Consider the following 19,552-nt stretch of genomic DNA (forward strand, 5'->3'; position numbering starts at 1 on the left):
CAACTCCTTGGTTGCCGCCAATGTAGGCATCGCGATCATCGCGTAAACGGAAACGTTGGAAACGGATTGTTTCTGTATTAGGCTAGCGCGATGCGCCTCCCCGATTTCGAAGCCTGGGCAATCTTCGCCTGCGTGATCGAGCACCGCTCCTTCTCCGCCGCCGCCGACGCGATCGGTGTCAGCAAGGCGACCGTCAGCAAGGCGATCGCCCGACTGGAGGCGTCGCTCGGCACCACCTTGTTCCACCGCACATCGCGCCGCCTGTCGCTGACCGACAGCGGCACCGCGCTGGCCGAGCGCGCCGCGCGCATCCTGGCCGAGGCGCAGGGCGCGGAGGAAGCCGCCCGCGACGCCGCGACAGCGCCGGCCGGACTGGTACGGATCGCCGCGCCGATCACCTTCGGCATCCGCTTCGTCGCCGACGCGGTGGCGGATTTCCTGACCGCGCACCCCGGCATCGAAATCGATCTGCGGCTATCCGACGCACGCGTCGATATCGTCGCGGACGGCTTCGATATCGCGCTCAGGATCGCCGACCTGCCCGACAGTTCGCTGCGTGCGCGCCGACTGGCGCCGGTGACGGTGCGGGTGGTGGCGGCGCCGGCCTATCTGGAGCGCCACGGCACGCCGCGCCACCCGGCCGAACTCGGCGAGCATCCCTGCTTCGGCTATGCCAATGCGATCGGCACCTGGCATTTCCGCAATGGATCGGGCGAAGAGGCATCGGTGCGACCCAGTGGCCCGCTGGTCACCGACAACGGCGATGCGATGCTTCCTGCGCTGTGCGCCGGCCTTGGCATCGCGCGCCTGCCCGATTTCATCGTCGACGACCAGATCGCAGCCGGCCGGCTGGTCGAGATCCTGCCGGAGTGGTCGAGCGGCAACGCCATCGCGCTCCACCTGATGACCCCGCCCAGCCCGTTGCGGCCCGCGCGGGTGGAGGCGGCGATCGCGTTCCTGTCGGAACGGTTCAGGACATTGTGCCTGGCGCGGTGACCGGCCATCCAGCCGACTGACGATCGCGACGTGGCATTCGCAGGTCACGCTTGCGCCGGCGGAGCAGGCCATCGATACTGATACCCCCCGGGGCCGGGAGAGCCGGACCGGCCGCCCATCGATCCCCGAACGGAGGTCGGATCGTCCGGGGCTTCCTACTATATTAGGCCAGCGATCGCCCCGCCGTCAGACGGGAGCGGCCTTGCCGCTCCCGCTGCCCGACGTGGCATCTCCCCGGCTCTGCAGACGCGGAGCCGGGGTGCCCGCTCAGAACTTCGCCTCTACGCCGATCGTGAACGAGCGCAGACGCGGATCGGCGACGCGCGGTTCCCACGAGCTGCCGGCGCCGGTGTTGCCGTCATAGGTGATGGCGAACGGCGGATCCTTGTCAAACAGGTTGCGCACGCCGGCCGTGATCTTGAAGTTCGGCGCCAGGCCCGCATAGCTGACCGACAGGTTGTAGATCGCGTAATCATCGACCCGCGCATTGTAGCCTGGCCGCGTGACGGTGCCGTTCGCGATGCCCGGAAGCGCGCCGTTCTTGTAGCCTTCGCGGAAGATCTGGGTCAGCGACATCGACCAGTCGTCGTTCGAATAGCTGATGAAGGCGTTGTGCTTCCAGCGGATACCCAGATCGCCGGCGAAGGTGAAGACGCCGATCAGGCTGGGGCCATAGGCCGACGTCGGAGTCAGCTTCTCGCGCTTCTTGAGCATGTAGGTGCCGTCGAGGCCGACGGTGAACTTGCCGCCCAGCCCCTCGATCCCGCCGCGTGCGGAGACTTCCAGGCCCTGAGTGCGGCGCGAACCTGCGTTGATCCAGCGCTGGTCGATGCCGATCACATTGTTGCCGGCATCGCGGATGAAGCGATCCGGGAACAGCGTGGCGTTGTCGATCAGCTGGCGCAGCGTCAGCAGCTGAATGGTGTTGTCGACGGCGATCGACCACCAGTCCACCGACAGGCTGAAATTGCGGTGCGGCTGGAGAACCACGCCTGCGCTGAACTGTTCGGCCGTTTCCGGCCCCAGGTTGAGGTTGCCGCCGGTGCCGATTTCCGGCCGGATCTGGGCGCACGGGCTGGGATCGCCGACCGGAGCATTCGGTACGCCGCCGGGGCAGCGCACCGGATCGGCAAGGTCCGAACCCGCATAGGGCGACAGCGTGAGGCCGTTGAAGATCTGGTTGAACGACGGCACGCGGAAGCCCGTATTGTACGAACCGCGGAACATCAGCGGTTCGAACGGACGGAACTTCACCGAAACCTTCGGATTGGTCGTGGTTCCGAAGCCGGTGTAATCATCGACGCGGAACGCGCCGGTGACTTCCAGTTCCGGCAGGATCGGGATCAGCACTTCCGCATAGGCCGCCTTCACCGTGCGGTTCTTCGGGGTCAACGCGTTGACGTTGTCGAACGCAGCCAGGAAGATCACCGGTGCGGTCGCCGCCGCGGCGGCCGATCCGTTGAACTCATAGGTTTCCCGGCGATAATCGACGCCGGCCGCAACCTGGACGTCGCCGCCCCAGATGCGGAACAGCGGACCCGACACCGATGCGTCGAACTGCTTCACCTGGTACCGGCCGCCGTACAGCGTCGCGCCTTCGGCCGACACCGCATCGAGCGCGGCAAGCCCCTCGGGCGTCTGGGTCAGCGAGAAGGGGTTGATGAGGCCGCTGTTCATCACGCCGACCAGGCCACGCGTGGTGGTGCCGGGCACCAGCGGCGCGAGCGGATCATATGCGCCGTTGGCGAGCGTGCCGCGGTAATAATAGCCCGTTCCGAGCACCGACGATGACTCGCTGCGGGCATAGGATGCGCCAGCGCGATAATCCCATCCGCTCCACAGCGGCCCTTCGATGCCGCCGAACACACGCAGCGTTTCGGTGTCCGTCACGTATTCGCGCGGGCCACAGGCGATGCAGCGCCAGCGGTACGAGATCGGCATGCCGTAACGCGTATCGAGCGCGGCGATCTGCGCGGCACGATTGGGATTGCTCGCAACGTCGAAGGTGTTGCGGATCGCGTTGAACACCTGATTGTAGGTCGCCGCCGTCCCCGGCGTGAGCGGATAGGCGATGTTGAGGTTCGTCGCGTTCGCCGAAAGCTGGGCATGCGAGAAGCTCTTTGCCGAGGTCGCCTTCGAACCCGTCACTTCAAGCGAGATCTGATGATCGCCGAACACGCGCGCGACGGCGCGGCCGAAATAGGTTAGCGTCTCGATCGGCTGCTGGATCACCGCTGCGCGGCCCGTATCCCAGGCGCAGGAATAGATCGCGCCGGGGACGTTCCACAGCGCCTCGTCATAGGCCATGCCACCGTCGAAGCTGGTGCAGCCCGCCCCGCCCGGCACGTCGAGGATGTTGATGCCGCCGCCGGCAGCATTGGCACCGTTCGGCGCCGTCAGCGTCAGGCCGGTCAGCAACGTGCCCTGCGCCCACTGGTTGGCGTTGGCGCCGATGTTGAACACGGTCGCGATCGGCGTGCCGCGCGTATCCACCGACAGGCCACGCTGCGGCTGGTCGCCGTTGACGAACGAACGGTTGCCGCCGCGCAGGATCTGGTTCCAGCTCTTGGAGACGGACGCCATGATGTTGAAGCCCTGCTCCTTCAGATCGCCGTAGCCGACGATCCCGGAGACACGGTAGATATTGCCGTCGCCGCGCTGCGTGGCATCGACGAAGCCGTTGAGGCCGACGCCCTGGAAATCGGTGCGCGTGATAAAGTTGATGACGCCGCCGACCGCATCGGTGCCGTAGATCGCCGATGCGCCGTCCTTCAGCACCTCGACCCGCTCAAGGGCGGCGAAGGGCACCTGGTTGACGTCGACCGCGCCGCCCGACAGGCCGTGCGCCGCGACGCGCCGGCCGTTGAGCAGCACCAGCGTCGCCGCCGATCCCTGGCCGCGCAGATTGGCCGCCGACAGGCCGTTGGTGCCGCGCTGCGCGCCCGTCGTCACGTCGGAGTTGGACGCAAGGTTATCCGCGCCGTTTCCGTTGGTGCTCAGGAACGAGATGAGCTGTTCGGGGCTGCTGATGCCTTCGCGAGACAGTTCCTGCGTCGTGATGATCTGCAAGGGCAGCGGGCTGTTGTTCGGATCGCGCTTGATGCGCGAGCCGGTGACGATGATCGTACCGTCGTCTGATCCATCGCTGGCGTTCTGCGGCAACGCCGCCCCGGTTGGCGTCGCGGCGGACTGCGCGCCCTGCGCCGCGGCCGGAAAGGCCATGCAGCAGGCGGAAAGATAAAGTGCGGCCTTCAACTTCATGATGTGCCCCCCGTGATCGCTTTTATTGAAAGCGTTTCCATGCCGACGGTCGTTCCGTCCGCGCCCCAGTCGATCACGCTATCACGGCGTTGCGCGTTGGCAACGCCAAACCACCGCACCGCACCACATTCGGGCGCGAGGTGAAGCGAATGCGCAACAATCCTGCCTGCACGCCGCACCGCCCGGATCACGGCCGATTCCCCGCGACTCGCGGATTCAAGCCGGTTAGGAGGAAATTAACCTTTTGCCTTCAGTGATGCTTAGGTTAATGTTTCACCCGGACGTTCGGGCACCGCAGGGGGTGTCCGCCGTTGCCGGCAAGGGGAACCGCAGATGCGTGTGCTGCTGATCGAGGACGAGCCGACGACCGCCAAGGCGATCGAGCTGATGCTGACGACCGAAGGGTTCAACATCTATACGACCGACCTGGGCGAAGAGGGCCTGGATCTCGGCAAGCTGTATGATTACGACATCATCCTGCTCGACCTGAACCTGCCGGACATGCACGGCTATGACGTGCTCAAGAAGCTGCGCGTCGCCCGCGTGCAGACGCCGGTGCTGATCCTGTCGGGCATCTCGGAAATGGACAGCAAGGTGCGTTCGTTCGGCTTCGGCGCCGACGATTACGTGACCAAGCCGTTCCACCGCGAGGAACTGGTGGCGCGCATCCACGCCGTCGTCCGCCGTTCCAAGGGCCATTCGCAGTCCGTCATTAAGACCGGCAAGCTGGCCGTGAACCTCGACGCCAAGACCGTCGAGGTCGATGGCGCGCGCGTGCATCTGACCGGCAAGGAATATGCGATGCTGGAGCTGTTGTCGCTCCGCAAGGGCACGACGCTGACCAAGGAAATGTTCCTGAACCACCTCTATGGCGGGATGGACGAACCGGAACTCAAGATCATCGACGTCTTCATCTGCAAGCTGCGCAAGAAGCTGAGCATGGCGACCGATGGCGAGAATTATATCGAGACCGTCTGGGGCCGCGGCTATGTGCTGCGCGAGCCCGACGAGGCGCCGGCCGCGGCTACCGCGGTCGCCTGATCCACCCGACACACGCGGGGGCGTGACGAAGGCCACCGGTTCCACCCGGAACCGGTGGCCTTCTCCATTCCGGGCGACGGATGGACGCCGCGTCGGCCAGGGTGTTAGCATCGACGATATCGCACCGCTTCCGGGGGGAAAGCATGCCGTATCGCCACGCCTGGCTGTTCATCGCCGCGCTGATCGGCGCGACCATATTCGCCTTCTGGCGCAGCTATTTCGGCAGGCTTGGTGACTCGCCGGTCGGCTTTCACATCCATGGTATCACCGCGTCTTTCTGGATGTCGCTGCTCCTCACCCAGAGCTGGACGCCGCACCATGGCCACCTAGCGGTGCATCGCAGCCTCGGGCTGGCGACCTTCGCGGCCGTGCCGCTGTTCGCCGCCGGATCGATGGGCGTGATCCATTCGATGGCCATCGCCACGATCGCCGGCAATCCCTTCTATGCGCTGTGGGGCGGGCCGCTCGCCTTCATCGACGCACTCGCATTCGGCGGCTTCCTCTACGCGGTGGCAATGGCGCTGCGGCATCGGCGTAACGTGCGGCTCCATGCCGGATACATGCTGTCGACCAGCCTGATGCTGGTCAGCCCGGTGCTGGGGCGGGTGTTCAACCAGACGGTTCCAGGGATGATCGTGCGCGGCCCTCCCGACTTTCCCGTGTTCGGCATCAGCGCGCAGGCCGGCAATCTGACAGCGGCGATCATCGCGCTGTGGCTGTGGCGACGCGACCCGCGTTTCGGCCGCCCCTGGGCGATCGCGTTCGGCATCTGCGTCGTCCAGACCGCCGGGTTCGAGGCGGTGGACAAGGTGCCGCCATGGCAGGCCGCCTTCCTGACGCTGGGCGCGGTTCCACTTTCGGTCATGCTGGCGGTGGGATTGACGATCGGTATCGTCGCAGTGGCGATCGGCTGGGCCGGAGGAATGCGCCCGCGCGGCGCCGTGCCGGTCAGGGCCTGAGGCGGCCCGGCGCCTCGGCCGCCCATCGCGCGAGCACCGGAAAGGCGATCGGCGCGTCGAATTCCAGGCCGGCGAATTCGTCATGACGCCAGCGAACACGGCCCGCCAGCGGCTCCAGCCCGGCGATCCGCGCGACGACCGCCTGATCCGGCTCGATGCCTTCAATCGCGCGGAATTTCAGGCCGCCCTGCGATATATTGCAGATCGTGACCGGTCGCATACGCACGCCGACCCGCATCACCGCCGGCATGCCGACTTCCAGCCGCGGCGCGCGCGGCTCGACGCCAGACACATCGCCCTCCCCCGCCAGAAAGGCGGCGATATCGATCGTGTGGTCGAACTGGATGCCGGCATCGTCACCCCGCGCCCAGCGCACCGTGCCGTCCAGCCGGGCACCCGACTTGAACTCGATCGCGACATGTTCGCCGACCTGCGCCGGCGCGTAGAGATGCGCCATCACGCCACCGTCGGAGATGTTGCGGATCACGCACAGCTCGTCGCCGTGGGGACGCACGACCTTGGCGACGCGCAGCACGGTGATGTGCCGCCGCCCGTGCCGCCGCTCGGCCAGCGCCGCCGGGTCATCAGCCATTTGCCCGGCGATTTCGTTATGAAGGAAAGGCGCGCCCATAAACCATCCCGTGCGTCGCGACCTCACTGTCGCACACACCGCCATTTTGGGCACAATGACCTGAAGAACCGTTAACCCGACCGACTTTTTTACGAGCCCGTCACGACGGCGGTGCTATTTCGCCTCCCACACCTTTTCGCCACCCACCCAGGTTTCCAGAACGCGGGTCGCGCGCAGGTCACGCGGAGAGGCCATCGTCGGGTCACGATCGACGATCACGAAATCGGCACGCTGACCGGGCGCCAGCGTGCCGAAGCGGTCCTCGGCGAAACCGGCATAGGCGGCGTCGCTGGTGAAAGCCTTCCACGCCTGGATCAGCGATACGCGGTCCTGCGGCCGCCAGCCGCCAAACGGCTCGCCCGCCGCATCCTCGCGGGTCAGCGCCACCGCCCAGTTGGCGAAGGGGTTCGGATTTTCGACAGGATAGTCCGACCCGAAGGCAAGCCGCGAACCGGCGCGGATCAACTGCTGCCAGGCATAGGCGCCGCCCAGCCGCCCCGGCCCCAGCCGTGCCTCGGCCATCCGCCAGTCGCTTGCCTCATGTACCGGCTGCATCGACGCGATGATGCCGTGCCTGCCGAACCGCGGCAGGTCCGCCGGATCGACGATCTGGGCATGCTCGATCCGCCAGCGTCGGTCGCCCTTGTATGTCTCCGACAGTTCGTCGATCGCGTCGAGCAATTGCTGGTTGGCGCGGTCGCCGATCGCGTGGACGGCGAGCTGGAAATTGTCCATCGCGCCGCGGCTCATCATGTTGAGCAGCTGGTCGTCCTTCAGGAAACCGAGCCCTGAATTCCCCGGCGCGTCGGCATAGGGCGCCTTGAGCCACGCCCCGCGCGAGCCCAGCGCACCGTCGGTATAGAGCTTGATCCCGCCCATCCGCAGCCTGTCACCGTACAACCACGGCGTCGGCCCCTGCCCCGCGATCAGCAGCGCAGGCTCCAGTCCGCCCGAATAGGCCATGATGCGGATGCGCAGCCCGCCCAGATCGCCCATCCGGCGAAAGGTCAGCCAATCCTCGATACTGGTGCCCATGTCCGCCGTCGCGGTGATGCCCTGCGAAAGCAGCATCTCCTGCGCCTTGACGAAGGCGGCGTTGCGGTCGCGCGCGGTCGGCTGCGGCAGTTTCGCCTCGATGAGCGCCATGGCGGCATCGACGAACACGCCGGTCGGCTGGCCGTTCGGTCCCTTCTCAATCCGCCCGCCCGCCGGCGAAACGGTGCGCGCGGTGATCCCCGCCGCCTTCATCGCCACGCTGTTCGCCCAGCCGGCATGGCCGTCGGCACGTTTCAGCCAGACCGGACGGTCGGCGATCACCGCGTCGAGATCTGCCGCGGTCGGAAAGCGCCCGAGCTTCCAGACCTCCTGGTTCCAGCCGCCGCCGGTGATCCACGGCCGCTGCGAATTGGCGGCGGCGAACGCGGCGATGCGGCCCAGCGCCGCACTGAGCGTCGTCGCGGCTGCGAGATCGAGCTCAAGCGCGCGGAAGCCCAGGCTCATGACGTGGCCGTGCGCATCGATCATGCCGGGGATGGCGACACGCCCTTTCATGTCCGCGCGCCAGTCAAGCCGGTCGGGCCGCTTCTCGCCGCGTTTGAGCAGGCGTATGATCTTGCCGTCGGGCGCGATGACGATGCCGGTGAAACGCACCTCGTTGCCGTCGCGATCGAGCGCGACGCCATCGACGTTGTCGACCAGCGCGTCAGCCAGCGCGGGCGTCGCGGCGAACAACGCGACGGCGGCGGCGGCGGCGGTACGCAACAGCCGCCTCACTGCGCGATCCTCCGCACCAGCGCGCTGGTATCCTGTCGGCCGCCGCCCATCGCCTGCACCTGCGCGTAATAGCCGTCCACCAGCCGCGTCACGTCCAGCGGGGCGCCGTTCGCCTTCGCTTCCTCCAGCGCGAGGCCGAGATCCTTGCGCATCCAGTCGATGGCGAAGCCGAAGTCGAATTCGTCCCTGGCCATCGTCCCCCAGCGGTTGACCATCTGCCAGCTTTGCGCCGCGCCGCCCGATACCGCATCGAACACACGGTCGAGATCCAGATCGCTGGCCTGGGCGAAGCGCAGCGCTTCGGACAGGCCCGCCAGTACCCCGGCGATCGCGATCTGGTTGACCATCTTGGTCTGCTGGCCCGCGCCCGCCGCGCCGACATGGACGATGCGCGCGGCATAGGCATCGACGATCGGACGTGCCCGTTCGACTGCTTCCGCCGTGCCCCCGCACATCACCGAAAGCGTGCCGTTCTCCGCCCCCGCCTGCCCGCCGGAAACCGGCGCATCGACCGACAGCGGCCGTGCAGCGGCGAGTTCGCGTGCGATCGCGGCCGACACGGTGGTGTGATCGATGAACAGCGCATCGTCGCGCATCGCCGCAAAGGCGCCGTCTGGACCAAGCGTCACCTGCCGCAGATCGTCGTCGTTGCCGACGCAGGTGATCACCGCGTCCTTGCCGGCGGCCGCGACGGCCGGCGTATCGGCAACCGTCAGCCCGGTCGCCTCCGCCTTGGCGCGTGTCCGGTTGTAGACGGTGACGTCATGCCCCGCCGCCGCGAGATGACGGGCCATCGGCGCGCCCATCACCCCGGTTCCGATGAAAGCGATTGTTGCCATGTCCGCGCGATAAGCGCCATTCCACCCGCGCGCCAGATGCGTTAGGCGCTTCGCCTATCATGGCAACCAGTCCCGCGCCCGCAGAGCATGTGCTCCCCGTCTCCTATGCCGATGTTCAGGCGGCGGCGGCGCGGATTTCGGGCGCGATCGTCCGCACGCCGACCCTGTTCAGCAAGACGCTGTCGCTGCTGACCGGCGCGACCGTGTGGGTGAAGTTCGAGAACCTGCAGTTCACCGCCGCTTACAAGGAACGTGGCGCGCTCAATACCCTCCTCCAGCTCGATGCGGAGGCACGCGGCAAGGGCGTGATCGCGGCGTCGGCCGGTAACCATGCGCAGGGCCTCGCCTATCACGGCAACCGGCTGGGCATCCCGGTGACGATCGTGATGCCGCGACTGACCCCGACGGTGAAGGTGATGCAGACCGAGGGGCACGGCGCCACCGTGATCCTGCACGGCGAGACGTTCGACGTCGCCTATGAGCATGCCCGCGTGCTCGAGGCCGAGCGCGGGCTGACCTTCGTCCATCCGTTCGACGATCCGCGCATCATCGCCGGCCAGGGAACGGTCGCGCTCGAGATGCTGGAGGATGCGCCCGAGATCGACACGCTGATCGTGCCGATCGGCGGCGGCGGCCTGATCTCCGGCATGGCGACGGTCGCGCGCAACGCCGACCGCGAAATCCGCGTCGTCGGCGTCCAGGCCGAACTCTACCCGTCGATGTACAACAAGCTGCGCGGCACCCATTTGGCGTGCGGCGGCGATACGCTGGCCGAAGGCATCGCCGTCAAGCAGCCGGGGACGATCACGGCGAACGTGGTCGAGGCGCTGGTCGACGATATCGTGCTGGTCGGCGAACGCCGGCTGGAGGAAGCCGTCAGCCTGCTCCTCCAGATCGAGAAGACCGTGGCGGAGGGCGCCGGCGCCGCCGGCCTCGCGGCATTGCTCGCCTTCCGCGACAAGTTCCGCGGGCGCACCGTGGGCATCGTCATCTGCGGCGGCAACATCGACACCCGCCTGCTCGCCAACGTGCTGCTGCGCGACCTCGCGCGGTCGGGGCGTTTGGCGCGGCTGCGCATCCGGTTGCAGGATCGGCCCGGCGCGCTGTTCCACGTCGCGCGCATCTTCGACCAGACCAACGTCAACATCCTGGAACTGTCGCACCAGCGCATCTTCACCAACCTGCCGGCGAAGGGGCTCAGCCTCGACGTCGAGTGCGAGACGCGCGACCGCGCGCATCTCGATCGCCTGCTCGCCGCGTTGCGCGCCGAGCATTACGAGGTGAGCCCGGTCGAGCTGGCCTGAGTCCAGCCGACTCGTTTCCGCGACGAAGCGAGTCCGCCGCCCCTTCCCGTCGAATCACGGCTCTGGCATCCTCGAAAATCCCTACACCGCGCCTGCCAGCCGGCTTACCCCGCGTTAACTCTCTTTCGTGGTAAAGCGCCTTTTCATCACGATTTTCCGGGCTCATAAGGCCCGCGACGCACGCGGTTCGGGGGCCGCGCGCCGAGGGATTTTCGAACGACGGTGACGGCACCTTTCCGCTATCCGCGCTTTTTCGTGACAGCACCGTCGCCGTGCCCCTATCTGCCGGGGCGCGAGGAGCGGAAGGTGTTCACCGAGCTTAACGGCCAGCACGCCGGCGAGCTCAACGACGCGCTCGGCCGCATCGGATTCCGGCGCAGCCAGTCGGTCGCCTATCGCCCGTCGTGCGTCGGCTGTTCGGCGTGCGTATCGGTGCGCGTAGTCGCCGGGGAATTTCGCCCCAACAATTCGCAGCGCAAGCTGATCCGCCGCCATTCGGACCTGGAGGTCCATGCCTGCCGCCCCTGGGCGACGGGCGAGCAGTTCGACCTGCTGCGCCGCTATCTCGCCAGCCGTCACCCCGGCGGCGGCATGGCGACGATGGACGAGGGCGATTACGCCGACATGGTCGAACAGTCACCGGTCAACAGCTTCGTCGTCGAATATCGCGAGCCGGCGGTCGACGGAAAGCGCGGCCGGCTCGTCGCCGCCTGCATTACCGATCAACAGGCCGACGGCCTGTCGATGATCTACAGCTTCTTCGATACAGAGGACGCCTCGCGGCCGAGCCTCGGCAATTTCGTCATCATGGACCACATCCTGCGCGCGCGCGCGGCCGGCCTCGAATATGTCTATCTCGGCTATTGGGTGAAGGGGTCGCAGCGCATGGCCTACAAGGCGCGCTATCGTCCGATCGAGGTGCTGGGCCCGGACGGCTGGGCGCCGTTCGATCCCGATGTCGATACGGTGCCCGTCCACGCGCCGCGCGTACCCGCCTTCGCCTGAACGAAGGAGCGCGCCACTACTCGCCCGCGCCCATCGCCTCCGCCTGGACCTCGACGTCGAGCCGCTCGTCGCCGTCGCCGATCCGCATGCCGGCAACCGGCGCGGCACCGGCGGCATCAAGCGCCACCGCGACGCGGACATGGCGTTCGTCGGCGGAAATGCCCCGGCACGGATCGAACGCCACCCAGCCGAGGCCATCGACATGCGCCTCCACCCAGGCATGCGGCGCATGGGCGCCCTCATCCCCGGCGAGATAGCCGGTGACGTAACGCGCGGGGATGGCCTCCGACCGCGCCAGCGCGACCAGCATATGCGCCAGATCACGCGGGCTGACGGCATCATGCGCGAACGCCTGTTCGGCGGTCAGGCCGCGATCGTGATGCTCCTCGACGCAGGAAAAGCGGTGGTGGAGCGCGAGGTTGATCTGGTGCAGGCGGGCCAATCGGTCGTCGCCGCCCTCGCCCGCGAACTCTCGCATCGCCCGCGACACGCCAGTGCGGTCGGTCGCACGGACGTACACCTCTGGCGGCAACGGTTCCACGGTGCCGCGCACGACCCCGGCCTCACCGGCGGTCAGCACCTCGCCCTCCACCGCGATCTCGATGCTGTCGAGCGGCCCCTCGCAATAGAGCATGGTCACACGATTGCCGAACCCGTCGCGCGCCTCGCGCAGCCGGGCGTCGCAATCGACGCCGATGTGCCAGTTGACCACCGTCTGGTCGATCGAATCGAGCGGGGTCAGGCGCAGCAGCTGGATGACGCGCGCCTGCGGCTCGGTGAAGCGATAGCGGGTGCGGTGATCGATCGCGACGCGCATCGGTGGCCCTTTCAGACGAACTTGAAATGCTTGGCAATGGCGACGTGCAGCACCTCGTTCTCGCGGATGAACGCGGTCAGCCACTGGTGCAGCCCGCTGACGATCACATCGTGGGACCGGGTGCGCTGCATCGTCGCCAGCCTGATCCGCGCCATCCGGTCGGCCTCGCCCTGCAGCCCGTTCCGCTTGCCGAGCAGGGTGAGCACCTCGACCACCTCCTCGACCGATCCGGCCAGGCTGCGCGGCAGTTCGAACCGGGTGGTCAGCAGGTCGATGACAAGCGACGGCTTCAGCCCCTCGCTGTACATCCAGCGATAGGCGGTGACGGCGGAAACGGTCTGGAGGATCGTCGTCCACTGGTCGCGATCGACGATGCCGCCGACCTGCTCACCCTCGGGCAGCAGCAGGTGATATTTGACGTCGAGCAGCCGCGCGGTGTTGTCCGCCCGCTCGATCGCCGCGCCCAGGCGGATGAACCATGTCGCCTGGTTGCGCATCATCCAGTGGATCGCGCCCTCGAAACCGCGCGTCTCCGCCTTCACCGCCTCGACCAGAGCGAGCGGTTCCATCCGCGACGCGGGGCGACCGCGTCCGTTGAAGATCAGCCACGCACGGTTGATCGCGGTCCACGCGTCGCGGGTCAGCGCGGTGCGCACGGCCTTCGCATTGTTCCGCGCCTTGTCCAGGCACGAGGCGATCGATCCGGGGTTCGCCGTGTCGATGGTCAGGAAGCGTGCGACGGGCATCGCGGTGAACGGGACATCCGACGCCGCGAAGGCTTCGTCCGAATAGGTCACGCGCAACGCCGAAAGCCATGCCGCCTCTCCCGCCGGGCGGGGCGACAGCGCGTCCAGGCGGATCGTCGCCTCGACCAGACGCGCGGCGAAATCGGCCCGCTCGATATAGCGCCCCAGCCAGTAGAGCGACGACGCGGTGCGTGAGAGCATCATTGCGACTGCACCTGCGATTGCGGCGCACGCGCGGTATCGGGCAACAGCACGAAACTGTCCTTCGTGCCGCCACCCTGGCTGGAATTGACGACCAGCGACCCTTCCGTCAGCGCGACGCGGGTCAGGCCACCGGGCACCACCTTCACGCCTTCGCGCCCGGTCAGCACGAAGGGCCGGAAATCGACATGGCGCGGGGCAAGCCCGGCATCCGTCACGGTCGGCACGGTCGACAGCGCCAGCGTCGGCTGGGCGATATAGCGCTCGGGCGCGGCCATCAGCGCGGCGCGAAACGCCTCGATCTCGCCGCGGCTTGCCGTGGGCCCGACCAGCATGCCGTAGCCGCCCGACCCATCGACCAGCTTGACCACCAGTTCGTCGAGGTGGTCGAGCACATAGCGCAGCGCGTCGGGTTCGCGGCAACGGAAGGTCTGGACGTTGGGCAGCTTCGCCTCCGCGCCCGAATAGAAGCGCACGATTTCCGGCATGTACGAATAGATCGCCTTGTCGTCGGCGATGCCGTTGCCCGGCGCGTTGATGATCGCGACGTTGCCCGCGCGGTACGCGGCGATCAGGCCGGGCACCCCCAGCATCGAATCCGGGCGGAAGACGAGCGGATCGAGGAAGTCGTCGTCGATCCGGCGATAGATCACATCGACCTTCACCCGTCCGCCGATCGTCCGCATCCACACGATGTCGTCATCGACCAGCAGGTCCGCCGCCTCGACCAGCTCGACCCCCATCGAATCCGCCAGGAAGCTGTGCTCGTAATAGGCGGAGTTGAAATGCCCCGGCGTCAGCACGACGCACACCGGCGACTGGCCCGCGCCGGGCGGCGCGACCGATCGCATCGTCTCCAGCAGCATGTCGGGATAGCTGTCCACCGCGGCGACGCGGAATTCGCGAAACAGCTCCGGGCACAGCCGGATCATCGCCTCGCGGTTTTCCAGCATGTAGCTGACGCCCGAAGGCGTGCGGGCATTGTCCTCCAGCACAAAGAACTCGTCGGGCCCGGTGCGCACGCAGTCGATCCCGCAGATATGCGCCCACACCCCATGCGGCGGCCGCGCGCCGGCGATCTCCGGGCGGAACTGCGGGTTCTGGAGCACGAGTTCGGGCGGCAGGATGCCGGCCTTCAATATCTCGCGGTTGCCGTAGATGTCGTCGAGGAACGCGTTGATCGCCTGGACGCGCTGGACCAGACCGTCGCTGAGGCCCGCCCATTCGCTGTCGGTGAAGATCCGCGGCACGATGTCGAAGGGGATGATGCGTTCGGCCGCGTCGGCGTCGCCATAGACGGCGAAGGTGATGCCGAGCTGACGGAACGTCGCCTCCGCGGCTTCAAGCCGGCGATCGAGCTCCTCTTGCGGGGTATCTTCCAGCCAGCGCCCGAGCGCGGCGAATTCGGGGCGAACATGTCGGGGGCCGCCATGGCCCCGGATCTCGTCGAACACGCCCCCTGATATCATCTAGGGCTCAAGTCGCAGCATCGTCATGAGTTGCATGCTGCGCGATCGTGTTGCGTCGCACAAGGGGATAAATCCTCCCCGGAGCGTTCGCGCTCCGGGGAGGAAGGATCACCTCAATCGACGTCGGGATATTTCACCGCACAGCCATAGGGGCGCGTTTCCGGCATCGATACCGCCTTGCCCGCACGCATCTCGCCGAGCGCGGCCGTCACATGGTTGCGCGCGCCAGCGATGTCGGCGGCCTTGTTGGTCGGCTTGTCGTCGATGCCGCCCTGGTAGACGAGCCTGCCCGCGCCATCGATGATGTACATGTGCGGTGTCGTCTTGGCGCCATAGCCCTTGCCAACCACGCCCTTGGGATCGAGCAGATAATTGGTCGGCTGCGCCTTCAACTGCTTCAGCAGCGCCTGGGCCTCGACCCCCGACATATGGCCCTGCTTGCCCGGCGCGCCCGAATTGATCGTCAACCATACCGCACCGCCGGCGCGCGCGTCGGCCATCGTCTTCTGCATGTTGCCGCTATCATAATGTTTCTTGACATAGGGGCAGCCGGGGTTGTGCCATTCGAGCACCACCGTCTTCCCCTTGAAGTCGCTCAGCGCGACATTCTTGCCGCTGGCGTCGGTCAGCCGGAAGTTTCCGGCCTGGGCGCCGGTGGCCTGTTCGGCGGCGGCGGGCACGGCGATCGCCACGCCGAGTGCCAGGATCGTTGCAATCCGCATCGTCGTCTCCTTCTTGGTCATCCTCCCGCACGTGTCGTCAGCATCGCCTGCGTCAGCAGCTGGGGCAAGACCTCAGGCTGCGAACTGCCCGCTCCATACCATAGATAGAGCGGCACGCCGGCCCGGTTATGGCGTTCGATGAAGCGGCCAAGCACCGGATCGCCGTCGGTCCAGTCGCCGACCAGCACCGCGACCTTGCCCTGATCGAGCGCGGCACGCACCGCGTCGGTCTCGATCACCGCCTTCTCGTTGACCTTGCAGGTGACGCACCAGTCGGCGGTGAAATAGGCGAACACCGGCCTCCCTTCGGCCTGGAGCGCGGCCAGGCGCGCTTCGGTGAAGGGTTCGGCGCCGGCAATTGCGGCCTCAACCTGTGCCGGCGCACGGGTGACGAACGCGATGCTGGCGAGCGCGGCGACGGCGGCGAGCGTGCCGGGCAGCCACGCGCCGCCCCGTCCGTTCGCCTGCCGGCCGCCCGTCCACCACAGGCCGAGCGCGAGCAGCGCGGCGGCGGCGAGCCCCAGCGTCATCCCGTCGACCCCCGCCTGCTTGCCCAGCACCCAGGCCAGCGCCAGCGCGGTAAGGAACATCGGGATCGACAGGATGCGGCGGAAAACCCCCATCCACGGTCCCGGCTTCGGCATCATTCGCCTGAGCGCCGGCACGAATCCAAGCAGCAGGAACGGCAGCGCGAGGCCGAGGCCCAGTCCGCCGAACACCGCAAGCGCGCCCCACCAGGGCAGCAGCAGCGCCGTCCCCATCGCGCCCGCCATGAACGGGCCGGTGCACGGCGTCGCGACGAAGGCGGCGAGCGCGCCGGTGCCGAACGCGCCGCTGAAGCCACTCGACGCCGTTCCCGCTGCGGCGCGGTTGACAGCGCCGGGCGCCGCCATCTCGAACAGACCGGCCAGGTTGAAGGCGATCGCGACGACCAGCAGCAGCAGCAGCAGGATCACGCGCGGATCGGTCAGCTGGAACGCCCAGCCGACGCTCGCCCCGCCGGCGCGCAGGGCGAGCAGCAGTCCGCCGAGCGCGAGGCACACCAGCACGACGCCGGCGGTATAGGCGATCGCCTCGCCCTTCGCCCCCTCCCCGCCCGATTTGGCGAGGCTCAGCGCCTTGAGGCTGAGGATCGGGAAGACGCACGGCATGACGTTGAGCAGCACCCCGCCGAGGATCGCTCCCCCCAGTGCGACGAGCAGCGTCCAGCCCAGGCCCTCCTGTGGCGCGGCTGCGGCGATCGTCCCCGGCGTCGCGGTGAGCCAGAAGCCTTCGGCCGGCCCGACCGCTAGCACGCCCTCCACCTTGTCGGGGCGCCCCATCTTGCCGACCGTCTCGACCAGCAAGGTGTCGCCGTCGCGCGTCACCGTCTGCGGCTTGCCGTAATCGACCACACCGTCGGTCAGCGGAAAGAAATAGGCGTCCTGCACCGGGCTCGCCGCCGGATAGGGCACCGCCAGCCGGAAAGTCCCGTTCTCGACCGCATAGGTGGCGGGCGAACCGAGCGGCCGGGGCATCGCGCGCCGCCACTGGTCGAACCGCGCGCGTGTCTCCGCCGCGACCGCTCCGTCGCCGACCGTCAGTTCGGTCGATAGCTGGACGCTCTCGGGAACGCAGATTTCCTTGGTGCAGACCAGATAGTCGAGCTTGACCGAGATCGGCAGGCGCGTGCCCGCCGCCAGCCCGGCAGGCAGCGTCAGCCGCACGAACTGCGCGAACGGCCCCTCGTACACGTAATTCATCAGGCCGCCGATCAGCAGCCGTTGGGGCACCGGATATTCGACTCCTCCGGCCGTCACTCCGGCCGGCAGCGTCCATTCGGCCTGGGTTTCGACTCCGGCATCGCCCGGGTTCTTCCAATAGCCGTGCCACGTCGGTTCGGGCGTGGAGGCAAAGGCGAGCGTCACCGTCTCGCCGGCGCGAGGGGTCGTCGTTTCGGGTATCAGCTCGATCGCGATGTGCCGCTGGCCGGGCGCCTGCGCCGCAGCGGGGATCGCCATCATGGCGAACAGCGTCATCAGCACGAAATGAAACAGGCGCACGACCACTCCTTGCCCTGCCCCGCGCGCTTGGATAGCGGGGTCGCGTCCTTCCCTTAACCCGATCGGATGCCGCCCGTGAAGCTTGCCCCCCTCGCTCTGCTGTCAGCGCTCGTCGCCGTGCCATCGGCTGCACAACTGACGCCCGCACCTGCTTCGACCGCCGACGCCGCGCCGGCTGCCGCGCCCAAGCTGCTCGTCGTCGTATCGGTCGACCAGTTTTCGGGCGACATGTTCGCGGCCTATCGCCAGCACTTCACCGGCGGCTTCGCGCGGCTGCTGGACGGCGCGGTATTCCCCAACGGCTATCAGAGCCATGCGGCGACCGAGACCTGCCCCGGCCATTCGACGATCACCACCGGCCTGCGCCCGGCGCGCACCGGGATCATCGCCAACGACTGGGTCGATCTGAAGGCCGCCCGCGAGGACAAGACGATCTATTGCGCAGAGGATCCCCGTGCGCCCGGATCGTCATCGAGCAAATATACCGTTTCCGACATGAACCTGCTGGTCCCGACCCTGGGCGAGCGGATGAAGGCAGCCAATCCCGCGACGCGCGCGGTGTCGGTCGCGGGCAAGGATCGCGCTGCGGTGATGACCGGGGGCCACAGCATCGACGAGCTGTGGTGGTGGGATTCGGACAGGAACGCCTATGTCAGCTACGCCGGCAAGGCCGAGCCGGCCGCCGTCACGCGAGCCAACACCGCGGTCGCCCGACTGATCGCCGCCGGGCAGCCGGCGCTCGATGCGCCCGAATGGTGCCGGACGCGGGAGCGCGCCATCCCGATCGGCGACGCCGGCCGGACGGTCGGCACCTATCGGTTCGAACGCAAGCCCGGTGAGGCGGGTCGGACGTGGCGCGCGTCGCCGGCGTTCGACGGCGCGACCCTCGCGCTCGCCGCCGCGATGGTGCAGGACATGAAGCTGGGCCAGGGCCCCGCCACCGATATCCTGACGGTCGGCGCCTCGGCGACCGACTTCGTCGGCCATACCTATGGTCCAGGTGGCGTCGAAACGTGCCTCCAGCTCGCCTCGCTCGACCGCGATCTCGGCGACTTCTTCGCCGCGCTCGATCGCCAGGGGATCGACTATGCCGTCGCGCTGACCGCGGACCACGGCGGGCTCGACCTGCCCGAACGCGCCCGCCAGAACGGCGTGCCCGATGCACAGCGCGTCGATGCGAGCCTCAACGCGCGGACGATCGGGACCGCCCTTTCCGCGCGGCTCGGCCTGAAGGGCCAGCTGCTGTGGGGCGGCAGCTTCGGCGATATCTGGGTCGATCCCACGCTCAACCCGGCACAGCGCAAGCAGGTGATCGCGGAAGGGATGAAGGCCTTTGCCGCCCACCCGCAGGTCCATTCGGTCTTCACCGCCGAAGCGATCGCAGCGACCCCGCTGCCGACCGGGCCAGCGGACACCTGGTCGCTGCTCGAACGTGCGCGGGCATCGTACAACCCGCTGCGGTCAGGGGCGTTCGTGGTCGCGCTGAGGCCCCACGTGACCCCGATCGTTGATCCGACGCGCGGCTATGTCGCGACGCATGGCAGCTTCTGGGATTATGATCGCCGCGTGCCGATCCTGTTCTGGCGCAAGGGGCTGGCCGGTTTCGAACAGCCGGCGGCGGTGGAAACGGTCGATATCGCACCGACGCTCGCTGCGCTGATCGGCCTGCCGATCAAGCCGGGCGATATGGACGGTCGATGCGTCGATATCGTCGCCGGGCCGGACAGTTCCTGCCGCTGAGGCGCG

General features: G+C 67.7%; 16 protein-coding genes. 6 read left to right on the top strand and 10 right to left on the bottom strand.

Annotation, left to right across the window (positions count from 1 at the left end; genetic code table 11):
• Positions 1 to 90 precede the first annotated feature (90 nt).
• Complete coding sequence (locus VYI76_RS03610) at positions 91 to 996, top strand: LysR family transcriptional regulator (protein ID WP_326523410.1); 906 nt, start codon at positions 91 to 93, stop codon at positions 994 to 996.
• A 267-nt stretch (positions 997 to 1,263) separates the two neighbouring features.
• Here VYI76_RS03610 and VYI76_RS03615 read toward each other — a convergent pair whose 3' ends face one another.
• Together VYI76_RS03615 and VYI76_RS03620 are read right to left on the bottom strand one after the other, a co-directional pair.
• Positions 1,264 to 4,257: a TonB-dependent receptor domain-containing protein gene (locus VYI76_RS03615; protein WP_326523411.1), complete on the bottom strand. Its 2,994-nt coding sequence runs from the start codon at positions 4,255 to 4,257 to the stop codon at positions 1,264 to 1,266.
• Positions 4,254 to 4,448, bottom strand: a complete 195-nt coding sequence (locus VYI76_RS03620) for a hypothetical protein (RefSeq protein WP_326523412.1) — start codon at positions 4,446 to 4,448, stop codon at positions 4,254 to 4,256. Before VYI76_RS03620 ends, VYI76_RS03615 begins: the two co-directional genes overlap by 4 nt.
• 142 nt (positions 4,449 to 4,590) lie before the next feature.
• On the opposite strand from VYI76_RS03620, the gene ctrA reads away from it, so the two are divergent.
• Together ctrA and VYI76_RS03630 are read left to right on the top strand one after the other, a co-directional pair.
• Entirely contained in the window at positions 4,591 to 5,298 is a 708-nt protein-coding gene (gene ctrA / locus VYI76_RS03625) for a response regulator transcription factor CtrA (RefSeq protein ID WP_326523413.1), read from the top strand.
• Between the two features lie 143 nt (positions 5,299 to 5,441).
• Complete coding sequence (locus VYI76_RS03630) at positions 5,442 to 6,257, top strand: hypothetical protein (protein ID WP_326523414.1); 816 nt, start codon at positions 5,442 to 5,444, stop codon at positions 6,255 to 6,257.
• On the opposite strand, the gene VYI76_RS03635 is transcribed toward VYI76_RS03630, so the two are convergent.
• The 3 genes from VYI76_RS03635 to VYI76_RS03645 all read right to left on the bottom strand — a co-directional run bounded on the left by VYI76_RS03635 (position 6,247) and on the right by VYI76_RS03645 (position 9,500).
• Positions 6,247 to 6,849, bottom strand: coding sequence for a PilZ domain-containing protein (locus VYI76_RS03635; protein WP_326523415.1), 603 nt, complete (start codon positions 6,847 to 6,849; stop codon positions 6,247 to 6,249). The genes VYI76_RS03630 and VYI76_RS03635 overlap by 11 nt on opposite strands.
• Before the next feature lie 153 nt (positions 6,850 to 7,002).
• Positions 7,003 to 8,661, bottom strand: a complete 1,659-nt coding sequence (locus tag VYI76_RS03640) for an amidohydrolase (RefSeq protein ID WP_326523416.1) — start codon at positions 8,659 to 8,661, stop codon at positions 7,003 to 7,005.
• Positions 8,658 to 9,500 (bottom strand): NAD(P)-dependent oxidoreductase, encoded by an 843-nt coding sequence (locus tag VYI76_RS03645; RefSeq protein ID WP_326523417.1) that lies wholly within the window; start codon positions 9,498 to 9,500, stop codon positions 8,658 to 8,660. The genes VYI76_RS03640 and VYI76_RS03645 overlap by 4 nt, the downstream gene beginning before the upstream one ends.
• Before the next feature lie 59 nt (positions 9,501 to 9,559).
• Here VYI76_RS03645 and VYI76_RS03650 point away from each other — a divergent pair, with 59 nt between their 5' ends.
• Positions 9,560 to 10,804: a threonine ammonia-lyase gene (locus VYI76_RS03650; RefSeq protein WP_326523418.1), complete on the top strand. Its 1,245-nt coding sequence runs from the start codon at positions 9,560 to 9,562 to the stop codon at positions 10,802 to 10,804.
• Between the two features lie 222 nt (positions 10,805 to 11,026).
• On the top strand, positions 11,027 to 11,809 hold the full coding sequence (locus VYI76_RS03655) for an arginyltransferase (RefSeq protein ID WP_326523419.1): 783 nt from the start codon (positions 11,027 to 11,029) through the stop codon (positions 11,807 to 11,809).
• A gap of 16 nt (positions 11,810 to 11,825) precedes the next feature.
• Here the strand turns inward: VYI76_RS03655 and VYI76_RS03660 are convergent, their stop codons facing one another.
• The 5 genes from VYI76_RS03660 to VYI76_RS03680 form a co-directional block, all read right to left on the bottom strand.
• A complete protein-coding gene (locus VYI76_RS03660) occupies positions 11,826 to 12,626 on the bottom strand; it encodes a transglutaminase family protein (RefSeq protein WP_326523420.1) in 801 nt (266 codons plus the stop codon).
• Positions 12,627 to 12,637: 11 nt separating this feature from the next.
• Complete coding sequence (locus VYI76_RS03665; RefSeq protein WP_326523516.1) at positions 12,638 to 13,573, bottom strand: alpha-E domain-containing protein; 936 nt, start codon at positions 13,571 to 13,573, stop codon at positions 12,638 to 12,640.
• Complete coding sequence (locus tag VYI76_RS03670; protein WP_326523421.1) at positions 13,573 to 15,042, bottom strand: circularly permuted type 2 ATP-grasp protein; 1,470 nt, start codon at positions 15,040 to 15,042, stop codon at positions 13,573 to 13,575. Before VYI76_RS03670 ends, VYI76_RS03665 begins: the two co-directional genes overlap by 1 nt.
• A 113-nt stretch (positions 15,043 to 15,155) precedes the next feature.
• Complete coding sequence (locus VYI76_RS03675; protein WP_326523422.1) at positions 15,156 to 15,785, bottom strand: redoxin domain-containing protein; 630 nt, start codon at positions 15,783 to 15,785, stop codon at positions 15,156 to 15,158.
• Complete coding sequence (locus VYI76_RS03680) at positions 15,782 to 17,806, bottom strand: protein-disulfide reductase DsbD family protein (protein WP_326523423.1); 2,025 nt, start codon at positions 17,804 to 17,806, stop codon at positions 15,782 to 15,784. The genes VYI76_RS03675 and VYI76_RS03680 overlap by 4 nt, the downstream gene beginning before the upstream one ends.
• A gap of 66 nt (positions 17,807 to 17,872) precedes the next feature.
• Here VYI76_RS03680 and VYI76_RS03685 point away from each other — a divergent pair, with 66 nt between their 5' ends.
• Entirely contained in the window at positions 17,873 to 19,546 is a 1,674-nt protein-coding gene (locus tag VYI76_RS03685) for an alkaline phosphatase family protein (RefSeq protein ID WP_326523424.1), read from the top strand.
• Positions 19,547 to 19,552 lie beyond the last annotated feature (6 nt).

This window comes from Sphingomonas sp., assembly GCF_035910975.1.
Taxonomy (GTDB): Bacteria; Pseudomonadota; Alphaproteobacteria; order Sphingomonadales; family Sphingomonadaceae; genus Sphingomonas.